At 71.4% G+C, this 20,889-nt stretch carries 18 protein-coding genes; 8 read left to right on the forward strand and 10 right to left on the reverse strand.

Going from position 1 to position 20,889, the window contains the following annotated elements; all coding sequences use genetic code 11:
• Positions 1-5: 5 nt before the first annotated feature.
• Complete coding sequence (locus FXF51_RS44060; protein ID WP_262380240.1) at positions 6-956, forward strand: serine hydrolase domain-containing protein; 951 nt, start codon at positions 6-8, stop codon at positions 954-956.
• Positions 957-1,010: 54 nt separating this feature from the next.
• On the opposite strand, the gene FXF51_RS44065 is transcribed toward FXF51_RS44060, so the two are convergent.
• Positions 1,011-1,964 (reverse strand): zinc-binding alcohol dehydrogenase family protein, encoded by a 954-nt coding sequence (locus tag FXF51_RS44065; protein ID WP_148440744.1) that lies wholly within the window; start codon positions 1,962-1,964, stop codon positions 1,011-1,013.
• An 82-nt stretch (positions 1,965-2,046) separates the two neighbouring features.
• On the opposite strand from FXF51_RS44065, the gene FXF51_RS44070 reads away from it, so the two are divergent.
• Positions 2,047-2,637: a TetR/AcrR family transcriptional regulator gene (locus tag FXF51_RS44070; protein WP_187414910.1), complete on the forward strand. Its 591-nt coding sequence runs from the start codon at positions 2,047-2,049 to the stop codon at positions 2,635-2,637.
• Positions 2,638-2,684: 47 nt separating this feature from the next.
• Here FXF51_RS44070 and FXF51_RS44075 read toward each other — a convergent pair whose 3' ends face one another.
• Positions 2,685-3,554 carry a LysR family transcriptional regulator gene (locus FXF51_RS44075; protein ID WP_148440746.1) on the reverse strand — a complete coding sequence of 290 codons (870 nt, stop codon included), beginning with the start codon at positions 3,552-3,554 and terminating at the stop codon, positions 2,685-2,687.
• A 71-nt stretch (positions 3,555-3,625) separates the two neighbouring features.
• Here FXF51_RS44075 and FXF51_RS44080 point away from each other — a divergent pair, with 71 nt between their 5' ends.
• Positions 3,626-4,489: a dihydrodipicolinate synthase family protein gene (locus FXF51_RS44080; protein WP_148440747.1), complete on the forward strand. Its 864-nt coding sequence runs from the start codon at positions 3,626-3,628 to the stop codon at positions 4,487-4,489.
• A 156-nt stretch (positions 4,490-4,645) separates the two neighbouring features.
• Positions 4,646-6,517: an ABC-F family ATP-binding cassette domain-containing protein gene (locus FXF51_RS44085; protein WP_148440748.1), complete on the forward strand. Its 1,872-nt coding sequence runs from the start codon at positions 4,646-4,648 to the stop codon at positions 6,515-6,517.
• A gap of 60 nt (positions 6,518-6,577) precedes the next feature.
• Here FXF51_RS44085 and FXF51_RS44090 read toward each other — a convergent pair whose 3' ends face one another.
• From FXF51_RS44090 to FXF51_RS44100, 3 genes are read right to left on the reverse strand one after another with little or no spacing between them, the layout of a single operon-like run.
• On the reverse strand, positions 6,578-11,395 hold the full coding sequence (locus tag FXF51_RS44090) for a DNA repair ATPase (protein WP_148440749.1): 4,818 nt from the start codon (positions 11,393-11,395) through the stop codon (positions 6,578-6,580).
• A complete protein-coding gene (locus FXF51_RS44095) occupies positions 11,392-13,485 on the reverse strand; it encodes a flotillin family protein (RefSeq protein WP_148440750.1) in 2,094 nt (697 codons plus the stop codon). The genes FXF51_RS44090 and FXF51_RS44095 overlap by 4 nt, the downstream gene beginning before the upstream one ends.
• Positions 13,485-14,036 carry an OB-fold-containig protein gene (locus FXF51_RS44100; protein ID WP_148440751.1) on the reverse strand — a complete coding sequence of 184 codons (552 nt, stop codon included), beginning with the start codon at positions 14,034-14,036 and terminating at the stop codon, positions 13,485-13,487. Before FXF51_RS44100 ends, FXF51_RS44095 begins: the two co-directional genes overlap by 1 nt.
• Before the next feature lie 132 nt (positions 14,037-14,168).
• Between FXF51_RS44100 and FXF51_RS44105 the strand changes: the two genes are divergently transcribed.
• On the forward strand, positions 14,169-15,092 hold the full coding sequence (locus FXF51_RS44105) for an NADP-dependent oxidoreductase (protein WP_262380237.1): 924 nt from the start codon (positions 14,169-14,171) through the stop codon (positions 15,090-15,092).
• On the opposite strand, the gene FXF51_RS44110 is transcribed toward FXF51_RS44105, so the two are convergent.
• The gene (locus tag FXF51_RS44110; protein ID WP_148440752.1) at positions 15,082-15,996 is read right to left on the reverse strand and encodes an aminoglycoside phosphotransferase family protein; all 915 of its coding nucleotides are present in this window, start codon (positions 15,994-15,996) and stop codon (positions 15,082-15,084) included. The two genes, FXF51_RS44105 and FXF51_RS44110, sit on opposite strands and share 11 nt — an antisense overlap.
• Positions 15,997-16,106: 110 nt before the next feature.
• Between FXF51_RS44110 and FXF51_RS44115 the strand changes: the two genes are divergently transcribed.
• The gene (locus tag FXF51_RS44115; protein ID WP_148440753.1) at positions 16,107-16,952 is read left to right on the forward strand and encodes a hypothetical protein; all 846 of its coding nucleotides are present in this window, start codon (positions 16,107-16,109) and stop codon (positions 16,950-16,952) included.
• Here FXF51_RS44115 and FXF51_RS44120 read toward each other — a convergent pair.
• Together FXF51_RS44120 and FXF51_RS44125 are read right to left on the reverse strand one after the other, a co-directional pair.
• Positions 16,946-17,824, reverse strand: coding sequence for a 1,4-dihydroxy-2-naphthoyl-CoA synthase (locus tag FXF51_RS44120; protein WP_148440754.1), 879 nt, complete (start codon positions 17,822-17,824; stop codon positions 16,946-16,948). The genes FXF51_RS44115 and FXF51_RS44120 overlap by 7 nt on opposite strands.
• A 9-nt stretch (positions 17,825-17,833) precedes the next feature.
• A complete protein-coding gene (locus FXF51_RS44125) occupies positions 17,834-18,346 on the reverse strand; it encodes a PadR family transcriptional regulator (RefSeq protein WP_148440755.1) in 513 nt (170 codons plus the stop codon).
• 75 nt (positions 18,347-18,421) lie between these two features.
• On the opposite strand from FXF51_RS44125, the gene FXF51_RS44130 reads away from it, so the two are divergent.
• Positions 18,422-18,976, forward strand: coding sequence for a hypothetical protein (locus tag FXF51_RS44130; RefSeq protein ID WP_148440756.1), 555 nt, complete (start codon positions 18,422-18,424; stop codon positions 18,974-18,976).
• A 19-nt stretch (positions 18,977-18,995) separates the two neighbouring features.
• On the opposite strand, the gene FXF51_RS44135 is transcribed toward FXF51_RS44130, so the two are convergent.
• The gene (locus tag FXF51_RS44135; RefSeq protein ID WP_043615149.1) at positions 18,996-19,328 is read right to left on the reverse strand and encodes an ArsR/SmtB family transcription factor; all 333 of its coding nucleotides are present in this window, start codon (positions 19,326-19,328) and stop codon (positions 18,996-18,998) included.
• Positions 19,329-19,414: 86 nt separating this feature from the next.
• On the opposite strand from FXF51_RS44135, the gene FXF51_RS63955 reads away from it, so the two are divergent.
• A complete protein-coding gene (locus FXF51_RS63955; protein WP_148440757.1) occupies positions 19,415-19,585 on the forward strand; it encodes a DUF3073 domain-containing protein in 171 nt (56 codons plus the stop codon).
• Here FXF51_RS63955 and FXF51_RS44145 read toward each other — a convergent pair.
• Positions 19,548-20,831 (reverse strand): cytochrome P450, encoded by a 1,284-nt coding sequence (locus FXF51_RS44145; RefSeq protein ID WP_187414911.1) that lies wholly within the window; start codon positions 20,829-20,831, stop codon positions 19,548-19,550. The genes FXF51_RS63955 and FXF51_RS44145 overlap by 38 nt on opposite strands.
• Positions 20,832-20,889 lie beyond the last annotated feature (58 nt).

A 20,889-nucleotide genomic window follows, 5' to 3' on the forward strand; every position in this document is an offset into this window, starting at 1 on the left:
TGGGAATGGCGGAGCGGGTCGACGCGGTCCTGGACAGGGGTGAGGCGCCGCACCTGCACGGGCTCGTCGTGCTGCGCGGCGGGCAGGTCGTGCTCGAACGGTACGGCGCGGGCGAGGACCACGCGCTGAACGTGCCGCTCGGGCACGTGACGTTCGACCGGGACACCCTGCACGACCTCAGGTCCGTGTCGAAGAGCGTGGTGGGCCTCGTGTACGGGATCGCGCTGGCCGAGGGGCTGGTGCCGGAGCCGGGGGAGTCGCTGGTGCGCCAGTTCCCCGAGTACGGCATCGCGGGGCGCGACCACCTCACCGTCGAGCACGCCCTCACCATGACCCTCGGCATCGAGTGGGACGAGCAACTGCCCTACACCGACCCGGCCAACAGTGAGATCGCGATGGAGCTCGCCCCCGACCGGCACCGGTACGTGCTGGAGCGGCCCGTCGTGGAGGAGGCGGGCAAGCGGTGGCACTACTGCGGCGGCGCCACGGCCCTGATCGGCGAGATCATCACCCGGGGAGCGGGGCGGCCGCTCGCCGAGTACGCGGCGGCCCGGCTCTTCGAGCCGTTGGGCGTCACCGCCCACGAATGGTCGACGGGCGACGACGGGGTGACCAGGGCCGCGTCCGGGCTGCGGCTGCGGCCGGTGGACCTGGCCGCCGTCGGGCAGCTCGTGCTGGACGGCGGCCGGGGCATCGTGCCGGGTGCTTGGATCGAGGAGATGTTGCGGCCCAGGGTTCTGCTCGATGGCGGCGGCCGGTACGGGTACCAGTGGTACGTCAGCGGGGGCGGGCGGGCCGAGGGGATCGGGAACGGGGGGCAGCGGCTCGTCGTGGTGCCCGATGAGGGGCTGGTGGTGGCGGTGACGGCGGGGGAGTACGACGGTGGGCTCGGCAGCTCGCAGGCCGTGCTGGACGCCGTCCTGCCACAAGACCGGGAGGGCGACGCGGCCCGCTAGCCTGGGCGCGGGCCGTCTCAGGCGGGGCGCGGGCTTTGGCTGTGATGCGGCTCGTCAGGGCGTCAGGAGGACGCGGCCTGTGAGTTCGCGGCTCTCCAGGAGGCGGTGGGCGTCGGCGGCCCGGTCCAGCGGGAGCGTGCGCCCGAGGTAGGCCTCGCTGCGCCCCTCCGCCAGCCTGGCCAGCATCTGCGGGTAGTGGGTGCCGAACACCTGCCCGGCCCAGGCGGGCCCGCTGCACGCGGTCACCGTCACGCCGCGCGTCATCAGGTCGGCGGCGGTGACGGCGGCGGGCTCGCCGCTGAGCAGGCCGTAGTAGAGCATGCGGCCGGTGCCGGGGGTGAGGTGGCCGAGCACCTGCCCGGCCGGCGCGCCGCCGATGGACTCGAAGACCACGTCCACGTCAGGCAGCGCGTCGGGCCAGCCGGGAGTGCCGTGGTCGAGCACGGTGTCGGCGCCGAGGGCGGCGGCCCGCTCGCGCTTGGCCGCCGATCCGGCCGTGGCGATCACGTGGCCGGCGCCGAACTCCTTGGCGTGCCGGACCAGGTAGCTGCCGACCGAGCTGGTGCCCGCCTCCACCAGGACGGTCTCCGCTCCGTTCAGGGCCGCCTTCTGCAGCAGGGCGAGCGCCAGCGCGCCGGGGGCGGCTCCGGCCAGGGCGTGCTCGGGGGCAAGGCCGTCCGGCACCGGGAAGGCCATGGCGGCCGGGAGCGCCACGTACTCGGCGTAGGCGCCGAGCCCGCCGGTCACGCCCACCATCGTGCCGCCGATCAGCGTCTCGTCCACGCCCTCTCCGACCTCGACGACCTCGCCCGCCACCTCCGCGCCGATCACGGCGGGCAGGGGCAGCGGGAACGGGAGCGTGCCCGCGCGGATCTGGGTCTCGGCGTAGCTGACGCCGATGGCCTGGGCGCGCAGGAGGAGCTGACCCGCTTCGGGGCGGGGGCGTGGCAGGTCGGTGAGCCGCAGCTCGTCCGGCTCGCCTGTGCTGTTCAGAACTATGGCACGCATGATGGCTCCTTCAATAGGTTGACCGGTGGTCCAGTTAATATATGGACCAGTGGTCAACTTGTCCATGGGAAAGAATTGCCGGATGGAACGTCGAGAGCGGGCCGACGCCGCCCGTAACAGGCAGGCCATCCTGCGGGCGGCCGAGGATCTGCTGCGGCGCCACCCGCCCGAGCAGGTCTCCGTCGAGCGGGTCGCGGCGGCCGCCGGCGTGGGCAAGGGGACGGTCTTCCACCGGTTCGGCAGCCGGGCGGGGCTCATGGTGGAGCTCATGTCCGAGCGGGCCCGCGAGCTGGAGCAGGCGGTCACCGACGGGCCGCCGCCGCTCGGGCCCGGCGCGGAGCCGGAGGAGCGGCTGGTCGCGTTCCTCGCGTGCGTGGCCGAGCTGGGGGCGCGGAACGGGAACCTGATGGCGGCGCACGAGCACGCCATGGCGACCAGGAAGGGCGCCGCAGAGCAGCCCAGGGAGAGTCATCCGATCTACACGTTCTGGCATCGGCACGTGTCCGGGCTGATCGCCGAGGGGCGGCCTGATGTGGACGCCGAGGAGATCGCGCACATGTTGCTCGGCACCCTGCACATGGAGCCGATCGCGGGCCAGCTCCGTGCGGGAGGGCATGAGCGGTTGGCGGCGAGCTTCGAGGTGCTGGTGCGGGGGCTGATCAGGGGGGGCTGATCAGAGGCGGGCTGGGTGAGAGCTGGGGTGGGTGAAAGGCGGGCTGATCAGAGGGGGAGGTGGGTGACGGCGGCGCGGAAGGCCGTCACGGCGGCGACGATCGCCGGGTGAGCGCCGTTCCCCTTCCTGAAGGCGGCCAGCGTGCGGCGGCTCAGCGGCAGGCGGGTGAGCCGCACCCCGTGCGCCGAGCCGGCCGCCGCCAGGTGCGGGACGAGTGCGACGCCGTGACCGGCGGCGGCGAAGGCGAGCACGGTGTCGAAGTCGTCGATGTGGTGCCGTACGACCGGCTCGAACCCGGCCGCCTGGCACGCCCTGATCGCCATCGTGTGGCAGAGCGTGCCGGGCTTGTTGGTGATCCACGCGTCGGCTATGGCGGCCGCGATCGAGGGCCGGTCCGTGAGGTACATCGGCTCGCTGAACAGCGCCTCCGTCTCGATCGACGCGTCGGTGACGGGTGGGACGAAGTCGTACTCGTGCACCAGCGCCACGTCCAGGTCCCCGGCCCGCAGCGCCGCCGAGACGTCCGCCGGGTCGATCTCGGCCACCATCGGCTCCAGCCCTGGATGGGCGCCGGTCAGGGCGGCGAGGGCGGGCGGCAGCAGCACGCGGGCCGCCGTGGGGAACGCGCCGATCCGCAGCGGCCCCGACGGGCCGCCCCGCGCGGCGGCGAGCGCGGCCGAGGCGCGTTCGAGCTGCTCCAGGACGGCCTGCGCGTGCTCCACGAGCAGGTGGCCTGCGGGCGTCAGCGTCACGGTACGGCCTGTGCGTTCGAGCAGTGGCACGCCCGCCTCCCGCTCCAGCGCGCTGAGCTGCTGGGAGACGGCCGACGGCGTGAACGTGACCGCCTCGGCGACCGCCGCGATCGTGCCGCGCCTGGCGAGTTCGCGCAGGAGGTGCAGCTTGCGTGGGTCGAGCATAAGTTCAGCTTAAGCTCAAACGTAGAAATTGGCGCTGGTGCTAACGGGTTCTGGTCGGTCAAGCTCGAAGCATGCTGAGAGGAATTCACGTACCGCTGGTCACGCCGTTCGACGCGTCGGGCGAGGTGGCCGTGGACACGATCGAGAAGCTCGCCAGGCAGGTGCTCGACGAGGGCGCCGCCGGCCTGGTCGCGCTGGGCACCACCGGCGAGGTGGCCGCGCTCGGCCCCGAGGAGCGGGTGCGAGTGATCGAGGTGTGCGCGCGGGTCTGCGCCGAGCGGCAGGCGCTGCTGACCGTCGGGGTGACGGGCGCCGACACCCGCGCCACCGCCCGGGCGCTGCGGGAGCTGCCGCCAGCGGTGGGGGCCGCGCTGGTGACGATCCCGTCCTTCCTGCGGCCGGGCGAGCGCGGGGTCGTCGCGCACTTCGAGGCGCTGGCAGAGGAGACGCCGGTGCCGCTGGTGATCTACCACATTCCCTACCGGACCGGGCAGGCCGTCAGTGCCGCCACGCTGCGCCGGCTCGGTGCGCACCCGATGATCGCGGGCACCAAGTACGCGGCCGGCGGCATCGACGCGGAGGCGGTCGAGCTGCTCGCCGATCCGCCCGAGGGCTTCGAGGTGCTGTGCGGCGACGACGTCTTCGTCTCGCCGCTGCTCGCGCTGGGGGCGGCGGGCGGCATCCTGGCCTCCGCGCACCTGGAGACCGCCGGGTTCGTGGAGCTGGCCGACGCCTGGCACGCGGGCGACGTCGTACGGGCCAGGGCGCTCGGGCATCGGCTGGCCCGGCTGTCGGCGGCGCTGTTCACCGAGCCCAACCCGACGGTGCTCAAGGGCGTGCTGCACGCGCGCGGCCTGATTCCCACGCCCGACGTGCGGCTGCCGCTCGTGCCCGCGAGCGCCGAAGCGGTGTCGCGGGCCCTCGCCGAGAAATAGGGCTGGACAGGAAGTGGGGTTAGGGGCTAACTTCTACCGCCATATGGGTTCCCTGTGATTCTCGCGCCAGAGGCGCACACGCGTTGAGCTGCTAGCTCCGCCTGTGCCGCCTCACACCGGTCGTTTTCCGAGCCGAGAAGAGGGGGTGGGCCCTTTATGCGTACTGCTGCTGCCCAACTGGCACTCAACGAGATCACCAAGCGTTACGACACCCGCGTCGTCCTGGACCGCGTGTCCTTCACCGTCAGACCCGGCGAGCGGGTCGGCGTGATCGGGGACAACGGGGCGGGCAAGTCCACGCTGCTCCGGCTCATGGCGGGGGTCGAGCGGGCGGACAACGGCGAGATCACCGTCGTCGCGCCCGGCGGTGTGGGGTACCTGCCGCAGTCCCTGGAACTGCCGCCGCACGCCACGGTGGCGGACGTCATCGATCTGGCGCTGGCCGAGTTGCGCGAGCTGGAGGCCCGGATACGGGTGGCCGAGCTCGCGCTCGCCGGGCATGCCGAGGGTGATGCCGGGCATGCCGAGGGTGATGCCGGGCATGCCGAAGGTGATGCCGGGCATGCCGAAGGTGATGCCGGGCATGCCGAGGGCGGTGGGGCCGGGTCGGCGGAGGCGTATGACCGGCTGGTGGCGGAGTTCGAGGCGCGCGGCGGGTACCAGGCCGACGTGCGGGTGGACGCCGCGCTGCACGGGCTCGGGCTGCCAGGGCTCGACCGGGCGCGCCCGGTCGGCACGCTCTCCGGCGGCGAACGATCCCGCCTCGCCCTGGCCGCCACGCTCGCCGCCGACCCCGAGCTGCTGCTGCTCGACGAGCCGACGAACGACCTGGACGACCGGGCCGTGGCCTGGCTCGAACAGCGGCTGCGCGCCCACCGGGGCACCGTGGTGGCGATCACGCACGACCGGGTGTTCCTGGAGCAGGTGACGTCCACCGTTCTGGAGGTCGAGGAAGGGCGGGTGCGCCGCTACGGGGACGGGTACTCCGGGTACCTCGTGGCCAAGGCCGCCGAGCGGGCGGCGCGGCTGCGGGCGTACGAGGAGTGGAAGCAGGAGCTGGCCCGGCACTCGGGGCTGGTCGCCGCCAACGCCGGGCGGATGGCGGCCATCCCGCGCAAGATGGACAAGGCGGGCATGGGCACCGGGGCCTGGCGCGCCCGGTCGCGCACGCACGGGGCGGCGGGGCGGGTGCGGCAGTCGCAGCAGCGCATGCGATGGCTCACCGACAACCCGGCCTCCCGGCCGCCTGACCCGCTCCGCTTCACGCCCACCTTCGAGCCGGACCAGGTGATGAGCGGCACGATGGATCACGCCGCAAGTCGCACGGCGGGCCTCGCGCTGAGCGGTGCGGTGGAGCACGCGGCTGATCGAGTGGTGGACGGTGTGGTGGAGCACGCGGCTGATCGGGTGGTGGACGATGTGGTGGCCGGGCTCGACGGGGTGCGGGTGGCGGACGGTGTGGTGGCCGGGCTCGACGGGGTGCGGGTGGCGGGTCGGCTGCGGGTGGACGGGCTGACCCTGCGCTGCGGTGAGCGGCTGCTCGTCACCGGTCCGAACGGGGCGGGTAAGACCACGCTCATGCGGGTGCTGGCCGGAGAGCTTCAGCCGGACGCGGGCACCGTACGGCGCTCGGGCCGGGTCGGTCACCTCAGGCAGGACGAGCAGGCCGGGCCGCCGGAGCGCACCGTGCTGGGGGCCTACGCCACGGGCCGGGCCGGTTCGCTGGAGGAGCATGCGGACGCGCTGCTGGCTCTGGGGCTGTTCCGGCCCTCGGAGCTGCGGTTGCGGCTGGGGGAGCTGTCGTACGGGCAGCGCCGCCGGGTCGAGCTGGCCCGCCTGGTCAGTGAGCCCGTGGACCTGTTGCTGCTCGACGAGCCGACGAACCACCTGTCGCCGCAGCTCGTCGAGCAGTTGGAGGAGGCGCTGGCCACGTACCGGGGCGCGCTGGTGATCGTGACGCACGACCGCCGCATGCGCGCCTCCTTCACCGGCTCCCACCTGGAGCTACGTGCCGGTACGGCCGTGTGACCGCGCGGGCGGGCGGCCTGCGTCGTGGCGGCGCGGGTCGCCCGTAGGCGGGTGGCCGGTTCAGCGGTCCGACTCCCTGATGGCGGTGCCGACCTCGCTCACCCGGTCCGCCAGCAGCCCGATCGCGCCCACCGCCCGCACCATCGGGTCGTCCTCGGCTCCGCCCAGGGCCCGGGCCTTGAGGTAGGCCGCCTTGACCGCCGCCCACCGCTCCGCCTGGGCGGGGGTCAGGCGGCCGCGCAGCTCGGCGAGCTTGAGCAGGTTGGCCTCGGCGTCGGCCGTGAGGGTCTGCGCCTCGCCGAGGTAGTGGTCGTCGATCACCGCTTCCAGCTCGTCGTCGTTCATGGCGGGCACGATGCGTTCGGCCAGTTTGTTCATGTTGCGGTAGGAGCCCTGGAGCCGGTACGGCGGCTCGGTGCGGGCGGCGTCCGACTGGGCGGCGGAGGCGATGTAGGCCTGGTTGTTGGCCAGCACCACCTCCTGCACGCGCACCAGCTTGGCCAGCACGCTGAGCATCTGGTCCAGCTCGGGCTTGGTATAGGGGTGCGCGAGCTGGTCGGGCCGCACGGTCGGGTCGCCCTTGGCGAGGCGGACGAGCAGCTCGACGTCCGAGCGGTCGCGGCCGGACAGCGGCGCGAGTACGGGGTTGGAGGTGAGGGCGTTGTCCACATAGCTGAGCGCGAACAGCTCCTCCTTGCCCGACAGCACGTCGCCCAGGTTCCACACGTCGGCGCGGTTGGCCAGCATGTCGGGGATGCGGAAGCGCCGGCCCGACTCGGTGTACGGGTTGCCCGCCATGCACACGGCGAAGCGCTTGCCGCGCAGGTCGTACGTCCTGGTGCGCCCGTTCCACACGCCCTCGATGCGGCGCTGGGCGTCGCACAGCGAGATGAACTTCTGCAGCAGCTCCGGCGAGGTGTGCTGGATGTCGTCCAGGTAGAGCAGGGTGTTGTTGCCCGTCTCCAGCGCGAACGAGATCTTCTCCACCTCCTGCCTGGCCGTCGCGTCGGGCGCGTCGGCAGGGTCCAGCGAGGTGACCTCGTGGCCCAGCGCCGGGCCGTTGACCTTGACGAACACCAGGCCGAGGCGGCTGGCCACGTACTCCATCAGCGTGGTCTTGCCGTAGCCGGGCGGCGAGATCAGCAGGAGCAGGCCCATCTGGTCGGTGCGCTTGCCCGCGCCCGCCGCGCCGAGCTGCTTGGCCAGGTTGTCGCCGATCAGCGGCAGGTACACCTCGTCGAGCAGGCGGTTGCGGACGAAGGCGCTCATCACCTTCGGCTTGTACTCCTCCAGGCGCAGCCGGCGGCGCTCGGCCTCGACCAGCTCGTTCCTGCGGCGCTGGTAGGCGCGGTAGGCGGGCACCCGTTCCCGGGCGAAGCGCCTGGTTCTGGGCAGGAGCTCGTCGAGGCGGATCTCCAGCTTGCGGTCCTGGATGCGCGGGTGCGCGCCGAGGAGGCCGTCCACGGTCTCGGCGGTGGTGGCGCTGGAGTCGTAGCGGGGCAGGTGGCCGCAGAGCTGGACGGCGATCGCCTCCGTCACCTCGGGCCCCTGGTGGTAGGCGGTGAGCCAGGCGTGGGCGAGCTGGACGCGCTCGGTGAGGGGCAGGGCCTTGAGGTCCTCCTCGAACTCGCGGGTCTTGACCTGGCCGAGCGCGTGGCGGAACCCGTCGAGCAGGTCGAGGGCCGGCTTGGCGGTGACGAAGCCGGCGGGCGCGGCGCCCAGCTCCTCGACGAGGTACTCGCCGGCGAGGGCCGCCTCGGGCAGGCCGAGGCCCGGCAGGAACGCGGCGATCGATCGGTCCAGCTCGTCGGCGAGTGAGCCCAGGGCGGGCGTGACGCCGAAGACCGTGCGGGCTCTGACCAGGGACGCGGCGCGGGCGGCCAATGTTTTACGTGAAACCTCGTCCGTCCCGAACGCCCAGAAGAGCTGCGCCGCCGCCCTGGTCGCGGCGGGGTAGCGCAGCAGCCCGGCGCCCTCGCGCAGGCGGGTCAGGGTGTCCAGGATGAGCGTGGCGTCGTGGTCGTGGACGCCGCGCTCGTAGCCCTCGTCGTAGCGCTCCTCGGCGGCCCGCCGGACCAGCTCCTCCAGTGGCGTCCCCGCCGTGACGGAGTCGAGGAGGGAGGCGGCCAGGTGCTCGCCCCGGTAGACGTCCGGGGTCTCGGAGACCAGCGTCTGGTCCCAGAAGGGCCGGGTGTCGCCGAAGGAGCCGGGCACGGGCGCCCGGTAGTCGGTGCCGGTGATGGCGAAGTGCATCGCACCGTCGTGCGGGACCAGTGTCAGGTCGATCGGCTGCGTGTTGACGGCGAAGCGGTGGTGGCCCAGCCGCAGGGTCTCGCCGCCGTCCGAGAAGAGGTCGAGCCGGTCCCGCAGTGCCCGCCCCGCCTCCTGCTGTGCCGACTTGATCCGCCCGTCGAGCTCCTCGGCCCGTACGGCGTCGCCCAGCTCCCGCAGGCCGGCCGCGGCCGAGCGGACCTTGGCCACCATGGGGTCGGTCGCGAAGTAGGTGTTGACCTCGTCCAGCGAGGACAAGGTGCCGAGCCGCCTGGTGACGCTGCCGAGGATGCGCTCGGCGGAGGAGAAGAGACGGTCGGCGCGGCGGGCGAGGTCGTCGAGCTGGGTCTGCTTGCGGGCGGAGAACGCCTCATAGACGTCGTCCCGCTTGGCGGCGAGCTGCGCGGCGAAGTCGTCGAACTCGCCGAAGCGCGACTCCAGGTTCTCCACCTGCAGCATCAGCCGTCCGAGCTGCTCGTCGCACTTCTGCGGCGTGTCGGCCATGGCCAGCGCGCCCGTGACGGCCTGCCCGAACAGCGCGAACTCGGCGGCGAACGCGGCCCGCCCCTCCGAGCCGAGCAGCTCGCGCCGCCGCCCGTCGAGGACGGCTCTGGCCCGGTTCACGCCGCCGAGCACCTCGGCGATGCGGCCCAGGATCGAGGTGCGGACGGTGGCGTCGGCGATGTCCAGGGAGCCGACGACCTCCGTGACCACCTCCAGCCCTTCGGCCTGCTCGGCCAGCCGGTCGGCGACGGGCGCGGCCTCGGCCACGGTGCCGATCGCGGCGGCGTCGGCGGCCAGCGCCTCGACGGCCGCGTGGTAGGCGGTGAACGCGTCCTCGCCCGACAGGAAGGTCACGGCTCGCCTGCCCGCCGAGCCCAGCTCGTCCGCCACGGAGTCCGACAGCGCGGACAGGGCGGACAGGTCGAGGTAGCGGACCTCGCGCAGCGTCACCAGATGACCCTGGGCGCGGCGGAGCGTGGCCAGCAGCGTGACCCAGGCGTCCGCGGTGGCCGGGGTCTCGGCCCTGGAATGGCGGACGAGCTCGGTGGTCTCCTCGGTGGCCGTGGCGAGGGTCCGCTCGGCCTGCCGGGTGAGCTGCTCGACGTTCTCGTACTCGTCGAGCACCTGCTCGGCGGTGGCGCGCACGTCGGTGAGCGGCTCGCGCAGGCCGTGCTCGCCGAGCCAGTGGTAGGAGTCGAACGCCCGCGTGCAGGCGGCGATCAGCCCCTCGAACGTGCCGGCCGACGGCGCCATCTCCTCGACCATGCGCGCCACGGACAGGCAGTCGGAGATGCCCCTGACCAGCTCGGCGTTGCCGATGCGCTCCAGCGGTCCTGTGCCGGTGGGCTGGGCGGCGGCGTAGGTGTCCGACACGTACGGCGTCTGCCACACCTGCATCGGGTGCACCCGGGTCGGCTCGTCGGAGGTGGCGCGGAAGACCACCATCGTGCCGTCGTCGAACAGCGAGTACCCGTGGCAGACGATGGGGTTGGCCACCTCCTTCCTGATCACGTTGTACGGCAGCAGCAGCGACCGCCCGTCGCCCCTGGCGTGGAAGACGTACAGGACGTCCTCGCCGTTGGGGGAGCGGACGACCCGCTCGAACTCCAGGTCGGTCACGTCCGTGTCGAATGTCTTGCTGACGCCCGTGGCCAGGTAGTAGCCGCCGGGGAAGATCAGCCCCTGGTCCTCGGGCAGCCGCTGGCAGGCCTGCCCGATGCCGTCGAGCCGGACGACGGCCTTGGTGCGGGTGTTGAAGACCAGGTGGCGCCGGTCGCTCTCCTTGTACGGCCGGATCCGCATGAGGATCAGCGGCCCCACGCGGGCGTACTCGACGTCGGCGTCCGCCAGGCTCTGCAGCGGCTCGGCGACCGGCTCGGCGTAGATGCCGGCGCCGCTCTCCGTGTTGTCCTCGATCTTGATGGTGAGGTCGCCGCCGACGGTCTCGACGAACACCTCGCCGCCGATGGAGATGTGCGGGTGGCGGCCGAGCACGTGGTCGTCGCGGGTGGTGGGGGTCCACTCGAAGTCGTGGGACGGGGGGAACGTGTGGTCCCGCTCCCCCCGGTTGTCCTGATATTTCGGGACACCGCCGTTGCTGACTGCCCAGCGCAGCACCCGCGTGTCCGCGGGCCCCGTCTGGAACACGGCCAGCAGCTTGCCCTCGACCCGCCTGAGCTGGTGGAGCCTGGTCTCCTTGTAGTACCGGTAGAGCTCGGCGAAGTCCTTCCTGAACGCCGGGTCGTCCAGCGCCTCCAGCTTGTCCGCGTCGAACCGGAAGGCGTCGCCGTCCCTGGAGAAGCGGTGCACCGCGAACACGTCGGCCACCGTCGTCTCCGGTTTGAGGCCGATGAAGACGTTGTAGCCGAAGAGCATCACGCCGCCCAGGGAGACGATGTCCCTGGGGACGCAGTTGTTCTCGGTCCTGATCCGCTCGCTGCCCAGCAGGCGCAGCTCCGCCCCGCCGAAGACCTTCAGCCGTTCGTCGTTGAGCGTGCCGGCCGCCGCCGCCAGGGCCTTGGCCTGGGCCTGGAGGCGGTTGCGCAGGACCTCGTACGTCCCGGCTTCAAGGCCCGCCTCCAGACCCGCTTCGAGCGTGCTCACCTGGCGCCGGCCAGGGCCGCCACCGGCGAGTCGGCCACGCCGAGCCTGCGGGCCGTCTCCAGCAGCTCGCCGAGGGCCGTGGTCTGCGGGCCGCCGTCCTGGATGAGCCGCATGAGCAGGGCGGACACGGTCAGGTTCTTCAGGTCCTCGGTGCTCACGCCGCCGACCACGCTCGCGAGGTCCGCGGCCAGGCTGGCGGAGCCGTTCACGTACGGCGACACGATCGCCCCGGCGACCCGCGAGTGGTCGACGAAGCCGTCCACCACCTTGCCCGCGGTGATCGAGCCGACCACCTTGTCGAAGAACATGGTGTCGCCGCCGACGATGTCGATGTTGGCCTTGGCCAGCCCGGCCGCCAGCACGCTGGCCTGCGACTCGGCGACCTGGCGGGTGACGTCGATGTGCTTGAGCCTGACCTCCTTGTCGGCCTCCAGGCGCAGGCGGTACTCCTCGTGCGCCCTGCTGGCCTCGTCCAGCGCGGCCATCGCGGCGGCCTTCTGGGTCAGGCCCTCGGCCTCGGCCTTGAGCTTCTCGCCGACGGCGGCGGCGCCGGCCAGCGCCATCGCCTGCTCGCCCTCGGCCTGCGCCTTGAGCCGGTCGCCCTCGACCAGCGCCATCGCCCTGGCCCCGTCGGCCTCGGCGGCCAGCCTCTCCTTCAGCACCAGCGCCTCGGCGCGGCCCACCTTCTCGATGGCCTCGGCGTCGCGCTCCTTGACCTGCACCTGCGCCAGCCCGGAGGCGGCGGACTCGGCCTGGACGCCTTCGGCCAGCCGCATCTTGGCCCTGGCCTCCAGCTCGGCGGCCTGCTGGCGCGCCTCGGCGAGCACCAGCTCCTCGCGCGCCTTGAACTTGGAGGCGGCCTCCGCGGCCTCGGCGGCCTTGATGTCCTTGACCAGGTTCTCCTGGGCCTCGGCCTCGGCGGCGATGATCACCTGCTGGCGGGTGCGCTCGGCCTCCTCGACCACGCGCAGCCGCTTGATCGACTCCTCCTGCTCGGCCACGGTCTTGTCGACCGCGATGCGCTCGCGGATCACCTCGGCGATCGACCGCTTCTCGGTCTCGACCTCCTTGTTCTTGGCGATGCGCGACAGCTCGGTCTCCCGCTCGCGGGCGATGACCTCCAGCATCCTGTCCTTCTCGATGCGCTCGCTCTCGATGGCGATCACGCGCTCGCGGTTCTTCTCGGCGACGGCGATCTCGCGGGCCCTGTTCTCGTTCTGGATGCCGAGCTGCTCGTCGGTCTTCATGTGCGCGGCCTGGGCGCGCAGCCGCTCCTCGGCCTGCACGCGGGCGATCTCGGCCTCCTCGCGCGCCTTGACGGTCTCGATCTCGCGGCGCTGCTTCAGCTCGGCGTCGGCCTGGCGGCGCTCCAGCTCCAGGATGGCCTCGCGGGCGTCCACGTTCTGCCGGGTGATCTCCTTCTCCTCGTTGCGCTGGAACTCGTTCGTGCGCACGTGCTCGATGGCCGTCAGCTCGGTGATCTTGCGGATGCCCTGCGCGTCGAGGATGTTGCTCTTGTCGAGCTGGGCCAGCGCGGTCTGCTCCAGGTAGTCGATGGCGGCGTCCTCCAGGCTGTAGCCGTTGAGGTCGGTGCCGATCAGCCGGACGATCTCGTCACGGAACTCGTCGCGCTTGGTGTAGAGGTCGACGAAGTCGAGGTGCTTGCCCGCGGTCTTGAGCGCCTCGGAGAACTTCGCGTTGAACAGCTCCTGCAACGTGGTCTCGTCGCTGGCGCGGGCGGTGCCGATGGCCTGGGCGACCTTGATGACGTCCTCGGCGGTCTTGTTCACGCGGACGAAAAACGTGATCTTGATGTCGGCCCTGATGTTGTCCCGGCAGATGAGCCCTTCGCGGCCGGTCCGCTCGATCTCGATGGTCTTGACCGAGATGTCCATGATCTCGGCCTTGTGGACCACCGGCAGCACCACGGCGCCGGTGAACGTCACGTCGACCTTGTTGACCTTCGAAACGATCAGCGCCTTACCCTGCTCGACCTTGCGGAAAAGGCGGCCGATGACGAAGAGAAGGCCGATCACGATGACCAGGACGACGGCCAGGAAAATGCCGAATCCGGTGGAGATGACGTCCATCAGTGCTCGCTTTCGTACGGCATGACCCAGAAGAATTCGCCGTCTTTGTCGTATTCGAAGATGAGTGCGTCGTCGCCGCGGACCAGGCGGTCCTGGCCGGTCGTGCGGACCTGCACGACCGCGGACGAGCCGTCGGCGGCGGTGACCTCGGCCTGGCCGAAGTCCGGAGTGGCCGTGCCGGTGCGGATCACGCACATCTGGCCGACGAAATCGCCGCGCGAGCGCGTGTCCCCCTCGGGGAACAGCCTGCGTAGCGGCCTCAGCAGGCCGCGCACGGCCAGCCAGGCCAGGGCCACCGCGACGATGGGCACGGCGATGAGCGCGCCGGCCGGCGCCAGTACGCTGCCGATGAGGCAGAGCAGCCAGGCCAGCGCGATGAGCAGCGACAGTGTGACCCCCGCTGGGACTCCCCCGAAACCCAGCCACGTGGCGTCGTCATCGGCCTCGAACAGGCCGGTGATGACGGTCAGCCAATACCCGGCGACCACCACGAGCAGGAAAGTGAAAATGACAGTCGGAAAGCTCAATGCGATCTGTAAGAAGTCGAACATCCCGCCTCGTACTACCTATCCCCCTGTGTGTCCTGTCGGACTATATACAGATAAAGCACGGCTAAAGAAGAAAGTTCCCGAAACAGTTGGTGTCTTGACCTCAAGCACGGTTGAGGTAGCAGGCTGGCCGGCATGAGCGAACTGATGAGAGCCGCCGCGTTCACCGAGCCCGGCGGCCCCGAAGTGCTGAAGGTGATGGAGATCCCGGCGCCTCAGGCGGGCCCCGGCCAGGTGCGGGTGCAGGTGCGGGCGGCCGGGGTGCAGCCGTTCGACGCGGCCGTGCGGGGCGGATGGCTGCCGCCGTACCTGGACGAGGTGAGCTTCCCGCGCATCCCGGGCAACGAGTTCGCGGGCGTGGTGGACCAGGTGGGCGAGGACGTGACAGGGGTGGCCGTCGGAGCCGGGGTGCTCGGGTTCTCCCGGCTGTTCGCCTACGCCGAGTACATCGTGGTGCCCGCGACCGACGTGACCGCCAAACCCGATCGGGTGCCGTGGGAGGTGGCCGGTGGGCTGACCTCAGGCGTGCAGACGGCGGAGCTGGCCATCGACGGCATCGGTGTGGCGGCCGGCGACACGCTGCTCGTGCACGGCGCGGCAGGCTCGGTGGGCACGGCGGCCGTGCAGATCGCCAGGCGGCGCGGAGCCACCGTGATCGGCACCGCCCGCGAGGTCAACCACGACTACCTGCGCGCCCTGGGCGCCGTCCCCGTCGCCTACGGCGAGGGCCTGGCCGACCGGGTGCGCGCGCTCGCGCCCGGCGGCGTCGACGCGGTGCTCGACGGGGCCGGCGGGCACGCGCTGGAGGTCTCCCTGGAGCTGGTACGCGACCGCGCCCGCATCGTCACGCTGGTCGAGCACGGCAGGGCCGCCGAGCTCGGCGTCCGGCTGGTGCAGGGGGAGCGCTCGGCCGAGCGGCTCGGGCGTTACGCCGCCCTGTACGCCGACGGCGCCTTCGCCTTCCCGGTGCGCAGGGCGTACCGGCTGGAGGAGGCCGCGGACGCGCACCGCGATATCGAGACAGGACACGGCCAGGGCAAGATCGTCCTTACCATCTAGCGCGGACGGCCTCCGCGACCCGCACCAGGATCTCGGCGAGCACCCGGTCGCCGTCGGCCACGTCCCACAGGAAGTTCTGCAGCACCCGGCCCAGCGTCCAGCCGGCCGCGCGGCGCGGATCCAGGCCGAGGGCGTCCACCATGAAGTCGAAGCGCCGCAGCACCGCGCGCGGCACGTCGCCGCTCGCGATCACCTCCTCCCACCGGTTCCACAACGCGGGCAGCAGCTCGAAGCCCGGATCGCCGGCCAGCGGCTTGGGGTCGATGGCCAGCCACGGCTCCCGCTCGCCCGCCAGCACGTTGTCGTAGTGCAGGTCCCAGTGCAGCAGCCGGTCGCCGGGCTCGGAGACGAGCTCGGAGACCGCGCCCGCGCACCAGCGCAGCCAGTAGCGGTCGCGCTCGCCGTAGACCCGGTCCACGGCGTCGTCCACCCGCTCCAGCATGCCGCGCGTGACGTCGCCGAGGTCGCGCAGCCCGGCCGGGGCGGGACGGGCCGACAGGCGGCGCAGCAGGCCCGTCAGCACCTCAAGGGACTCCATCACGTCGGGAACGTCCGACAGCGACCGGTCAGGCTGCAGCCGTTCGAGCAGCATGCTGCCGGTCTCCGGGTCGGTGTCGAGCAGTAACACCGCGCCGTCGCCCGCCCAGGCGCGCAGGGCGGTCGCCTCGTCCACGGTCTCGCTGGTCACCGGCTGCAGCTTCAGCGCGGCGGGGGTGCCGTCGGCGCGCAACACCGGCAGCACCAGCGCGACGATCCCGTGGCTCGGCTCGCCGTCGAGCCGCAGCTCCCACTCCTCCAGGAAACGTTCGGCCAGCGCGGGCAGCCCGGCGTTCCAGCCCGGCCCCGCGTCCGCCTCGTACTTCATGTGCGACTCGGTCAGCGCCTCCGGCACCTTGATCCTCATGACCCCAGTCTGCCAAGGGCTTCAGGTCTAGGGCTTCCCCTAATACACACCCTGAGGCGTCGCCCGCGCGGCCGTGCCTACGCTGACAGCCCGATGGAGGGAGGGCGGCCATGGCGGCGACGATCGTGTTCATCCACGGGCGGGGCCAGGAGGGCAAGGACCCGCAGGTGCTGCTGCGGGAGTGGTGCACCGCGCTGGCCGCCGGGCTGCGCGTCCCCCGGCTGACCGCTCGATGCGTGCTGCCCTACTACGGCAACGTCCTGCACCGCGTCACCGCCCAGGCGGCCCGCGAGGCCGACGTCCTGGCGATGCCCGCCAACGGCGCCGAGGAAGTGCCCTTCCACCCCTTCCTGCCCGAGGACGTCGGCGAACTGGAACGCCGCATGCTCGCCGACCTCGCGGCCAACACCGGCGTGCCCACCGAGATGCTCGGCATCTCCGACCTGCTGTCCTGGACGCTGGCCCGGCGCCTGCTCACCTGGGTCTCCAAGAACACCAGCGTCGACAAGGAGATCATCAAGGTCTTCCTCCAGGACGTCGCCGTCTACCTCAGCCACGGCCGCAAGCCGGTGCTCGACGAGGTGCGCCGCCTCCTGCCGCCCACCGGCGACATCGTGCTCGTCTCCCACAGCCTGGGGACCGTGGTGTCCAGGGACCTGCTCGTGGAGGACGCCGTGCGGCGGCGGGTCGTGCTCTGGGTGACGGCCGGGTCGCCGCTCGGGCTGCCCACCATCCAGCGCAACCTGCTCGCCCGGGGGACCCGGCATCCGGGGGTGCGGTGGCTGACCACGTACGACGTGAACGACATCGTGGCGATCGGGCATCCGCTCGAGCGGGGATGGGGGACGCCGCTCAGCCAGATCGAGGTCGAGAACAGGGACACGCCGCACGCCATCGACCGCTACCTCCGGCACGGCACCGTCGCCTCACCCATCGGCCGCGCCAGCGCTCAGTAGTGCCAGGGGAACGGCGACCAATCGGGCTCGCGCTTCTCCAGGAACGAGTCGCGCCCCTCGGCGGCCTCGTCCGTCATGTACGCCAGCCGCGTGGCCTCCCCGGCGAACACCTGCTGCCCCACCAGCCCGTCGTCCACGGCGTTGAAGGCGAACTTGAGCATCCGCTGCGCGGTCGGCGACTTCCCGTTCACCTTGCGCGCCCACTCCAGCGCCGTGGTCTCCAGCTCCTCGTGCGGCACCACGGCGTTGACCATGCCCATCCGGTGAGCGTCGGCAGCCGTGTACGTGTCGCCGAGGAAGAAGATCTCGCGGGCGAACTTCTGCCCGACCTGCCGCGCCAGGTACGCCGACCCGAAGCCGCCGTCGAAGCTGGCCACGTCGGCGTCCGTCTGCTTGAAGCGGGCGTGCTCGGCGCTGGCGATGGTGAGGTCGGCGACGACGTGCAGGCTGTGCCCGCCGCCGGCGGCCCAGCCGGGGACGACGCAGATGACGACCTTGGGCATGAAGCGGATGAGCCGCTGCACCTCCAGGATGTGCAGGCGGCCGGTGGCGGGGGTGCCGTCGGCGTACTGGTAGCCGTCCTTGCCCCTGATGCGCTGGTCGCCGCCGGAGCAGAAGGCCCAGCCGCCGTCCTTGGGCGAGGGGCCGTTGCCGGTCAGCAGGACGCAGCCGACGTCGGTGGTCTGCCGGGCGTGGTCGAGCGCGCGGTAGAGCTCGTCGACCGTCTGCGGGCGGAAGGCGTTGCGGACCTCCGGGCGGTTGAAGGCCACGCGTACGGTGCCCTGGTCGACTGCCCGGTGGTAGGTGATGTCGGTGAAGTCGAATCCCTCGACCGGCTGCCACGCCTTGGGATCGAACAGCTCGGAGACCATGGCGAGAGCCTAATGGATGCGTTCCACGGCCCAGTCGGCCCACTCCTTCTGGGCCGCGGCCAGGCGCAGGCCGTACTCCATGGCGAGGCGGCCGTAGACGGACAGGTTGTCGGTGCCGCTCTCCACGAACTCGCGGATGCTCTGCAGGTGCTCCAGGCTCTCGACGGCCTCGTCGGCCTTTCTGCGCAGGTAGTCGCGGGCCTGTTCCGGGGAGACCTGGGCGAGGAAGAAGACGCGCAGCAGCATGTCGCTGCGCATCACCTTGGTGGGCTCGACGTCGGTGACCCAGCGCCGCAGCTCGGTCAGGCCCTCCTGGGTGATGGCGTACTCCTTGCGGCCGCGCGGGCCTTCGGCGACCACGCTGACGAGCCCCGCGTCGGCGAGCTTGCCCAGCTCGGAGTAGAGCTGGCTCTGGGTGGCCGGCCAGACGTTGGCGAGGGAGACGTCGAACGTCTTCATCAGGTCATATCCACTCGCGGGACCCTCGGAGAGCAGTCCCAGCACGGCGTGTCGAAGGCTCATGTTCCTATATTGACATATCTCCATAGGAGGTTCTAGCTTCGACATGTCATCTTAGGAATGTCGGAGGAGCCTCCCATGCGCGGCCTGCTCGGTTTTCTGCCCTGGATCGTCTACGCGTTCGTCGCCACCGGCGACGAGTGGCGCTGGGGCGCGATCACCGGGCTCGTCATCGCCGCCGTGCTGGTGATCGTGGACCGCGGGTCGGGCAAGGCCTGGGACGAGATCGTGATCGAGGCCAGCGCCGCGGTCTTCTTCGCCTGTCTCACGGTGTTCTCGCTGGTGGCGCCGGATTCGCCGCTCACTCCGTACGGGCCCGCGCTGGTCAACGTGTGGCTGGCGGGGACGGCCTGGGGCTCGCTGGCCATCCGCAAGCCGTTCACGCTCGGCATCGCGCGCACCATGGCGCCGCGCGAGGTCTGGGAGAGCCCGCGGTTCCATCGCGTCAACGCGGTCATCACCACGGTCTGGGCGTCGGCCTTCACCGTCGCCGCGCTCTCCCTGACGCTCGTGCTGGCCGCGGCGCCGCATGCGACCGCGCTGGTCATCGCCATCAAGGCGCTCTCGTTCGCTCTTCCCGCCGTGTTCACCGCCTGGTATCCGAAGCGTGTGCGGCGGGCCCTGATCAAGTAGTGCTGATCAAGTAAGTGAGTTATGTCACCTCGGCTCGCAACTCCGCGAGCAACTCCCCCTGGTCGGCCAGCATGTCGGTGAGTATGCGCCGGGCGGCGCCCAGCAGATCGGCCAGCTCGGGCGTGGCGAGCGTGTAGACCACGGTGCTGCCCTCGCGGATCGCACTCACGATCCCCGCCCTGCGCAGGACGGCGAGCTGCTGGGAGAGGCTCGAGGCCTCGATGTCGATCTGGGCCAGAAGATCCCTGACGGGCAGTGGCCCTTCCTGGAGTAGCTCCAACACTCGGATGCGAGCGGGGTGGCCGAGGGTTCGGAAGAAGTCGGCCTTGGCCTGGTAGACCTCCACGTGCATATTGTCAGAGTAATCCAGTGCAGTTGCATAATTCTTCAAGTCGCTAGGTTGTCGGATAGCATGACAGCGGGGACTAGGGAGTTGCCATGGGCCGAGGAAGAGCCAAGGCGAAGCAGACGAAGGTCGCTCGCCAGCTGAAGTACACCAACCACAACATCGACTACGACCGGCTTCGCGAAGAGCTGGGCGCAGACGAGCGACACGAGGAGATGTACCCTCCTACGCCGTCCGAGCAGGAGTCCGAGCGCGGGCGATGACGCGGGTCAGCTTCGCGGGGGCGAGGGTGACGTTCTTCAGCCGCCTGGCCTCCGGCGCCTGATCGGGCGCCGTGAGCTCCAGGCGGTGCAGCACCTCGCGGATGATGACGCGCATCTCGAGGAGCGCCAGTTGCGCTCCTACGCAGAAGCGCCGCCCGCCGCCGAACGGCATCCAGGCCTTGCCCTGGTGCCCTTCCAGGAAGCGCTCGGGACGGAACTCCCCGGGCGCGGGGAAGGCGGCGGGATCACGGTGCACGAGCGGGATGTACGGCCCGGCGTACCACCCGGCCGGGATCTCGTGGCCGCCCAGCCGTAGCGGGGCGTCGAGCAGCCTCGGCGCCTCGATGACGACGGGCCGCACCCGCAGCACCTCCTTGACCACCGCGTCGAGGTAGGGCTCGTCGTCCGGGAGCCGCTCCAGCACCTCGGGCATGCGCAGGATCCGCTCGAAGGCCCAGGCCAGCCCGGTGGCGGTCGTCTCGTGGCCGGCGAACAGCATGGCGAGCAGCTCGTCGCGCAACTCCTGGTCGCCCAGCTCCGTCTCCAGCAGCCTGCCGAGCACGTCGCCGCCGCCCGGCGCCGTGCGACGACGGCGGATCTCGTCGAGCAGGATGGCGTCCACCTCGGCCCGCAGCCGCACGAACCGCCTGTACCGGCCGAACGGCGCCCGCCCGGCGAGGCCGCGCAGCCGCTCCGGCAGCATCACCACCGACATGGCGCCGCCCACCTCGATCAGCTCCGGCAGCAGCACGTGCAGCCGCTGGACACGCCCGGCGTCCGTGATGCCGAAGATCAGCCGGATGATGATCTCCAGGGTGATCTCCTGGAGGTGGTCGCGCAGCCCGAACGGGCGGTTCAGCGGCCATTTCGCGATCTTCTCGGCCGCGATCGCGGCGATGTCGTCCTGGTAGCCGGCGACCTGTCTGGCGCGCAGCGGCGGGTTGAGCGTCTTGCGATGCCGCCACCACGGGTCGCCGTCCTGCGTGAGCACCGACTGCGAGCCGACCAGATGCTGCAGGAAGACGCGCCGGGCCTCGCCGGCGCGCCCGTGACCGCTGTGGTCGGTGCGGTAGACCTGCTCGGCCAGCTCGGCGGTGGTCACGAAGACCTCGGGCGGGAAGCCGGCGTTGCGGACCGTGAAGATCGGTCCGTACCTGCGGTGATAGCTCTCGAACGCGTCCGGGGCGTCCGCCATGAACCAGGCGGTCTGCGCGATGGCGGGCATTTTCGGGCCGGGAGGGATCATTGTCGCGTCTCCTAGTAAATGTACGTACGTCATAGACGCTCGTATACATCAGTAGCAT

Origin of the sequence: Nonomuraea sp. PA05 (assembly GCF_008086045.1) — a bacterium.
Taxonomy (GTDB): Bacteria; Actinomycetota; Actinomycetes; order Streptosporangiales; family Streptosporangiaceae; genus Nonomuraea; species Nonomuraea monospora.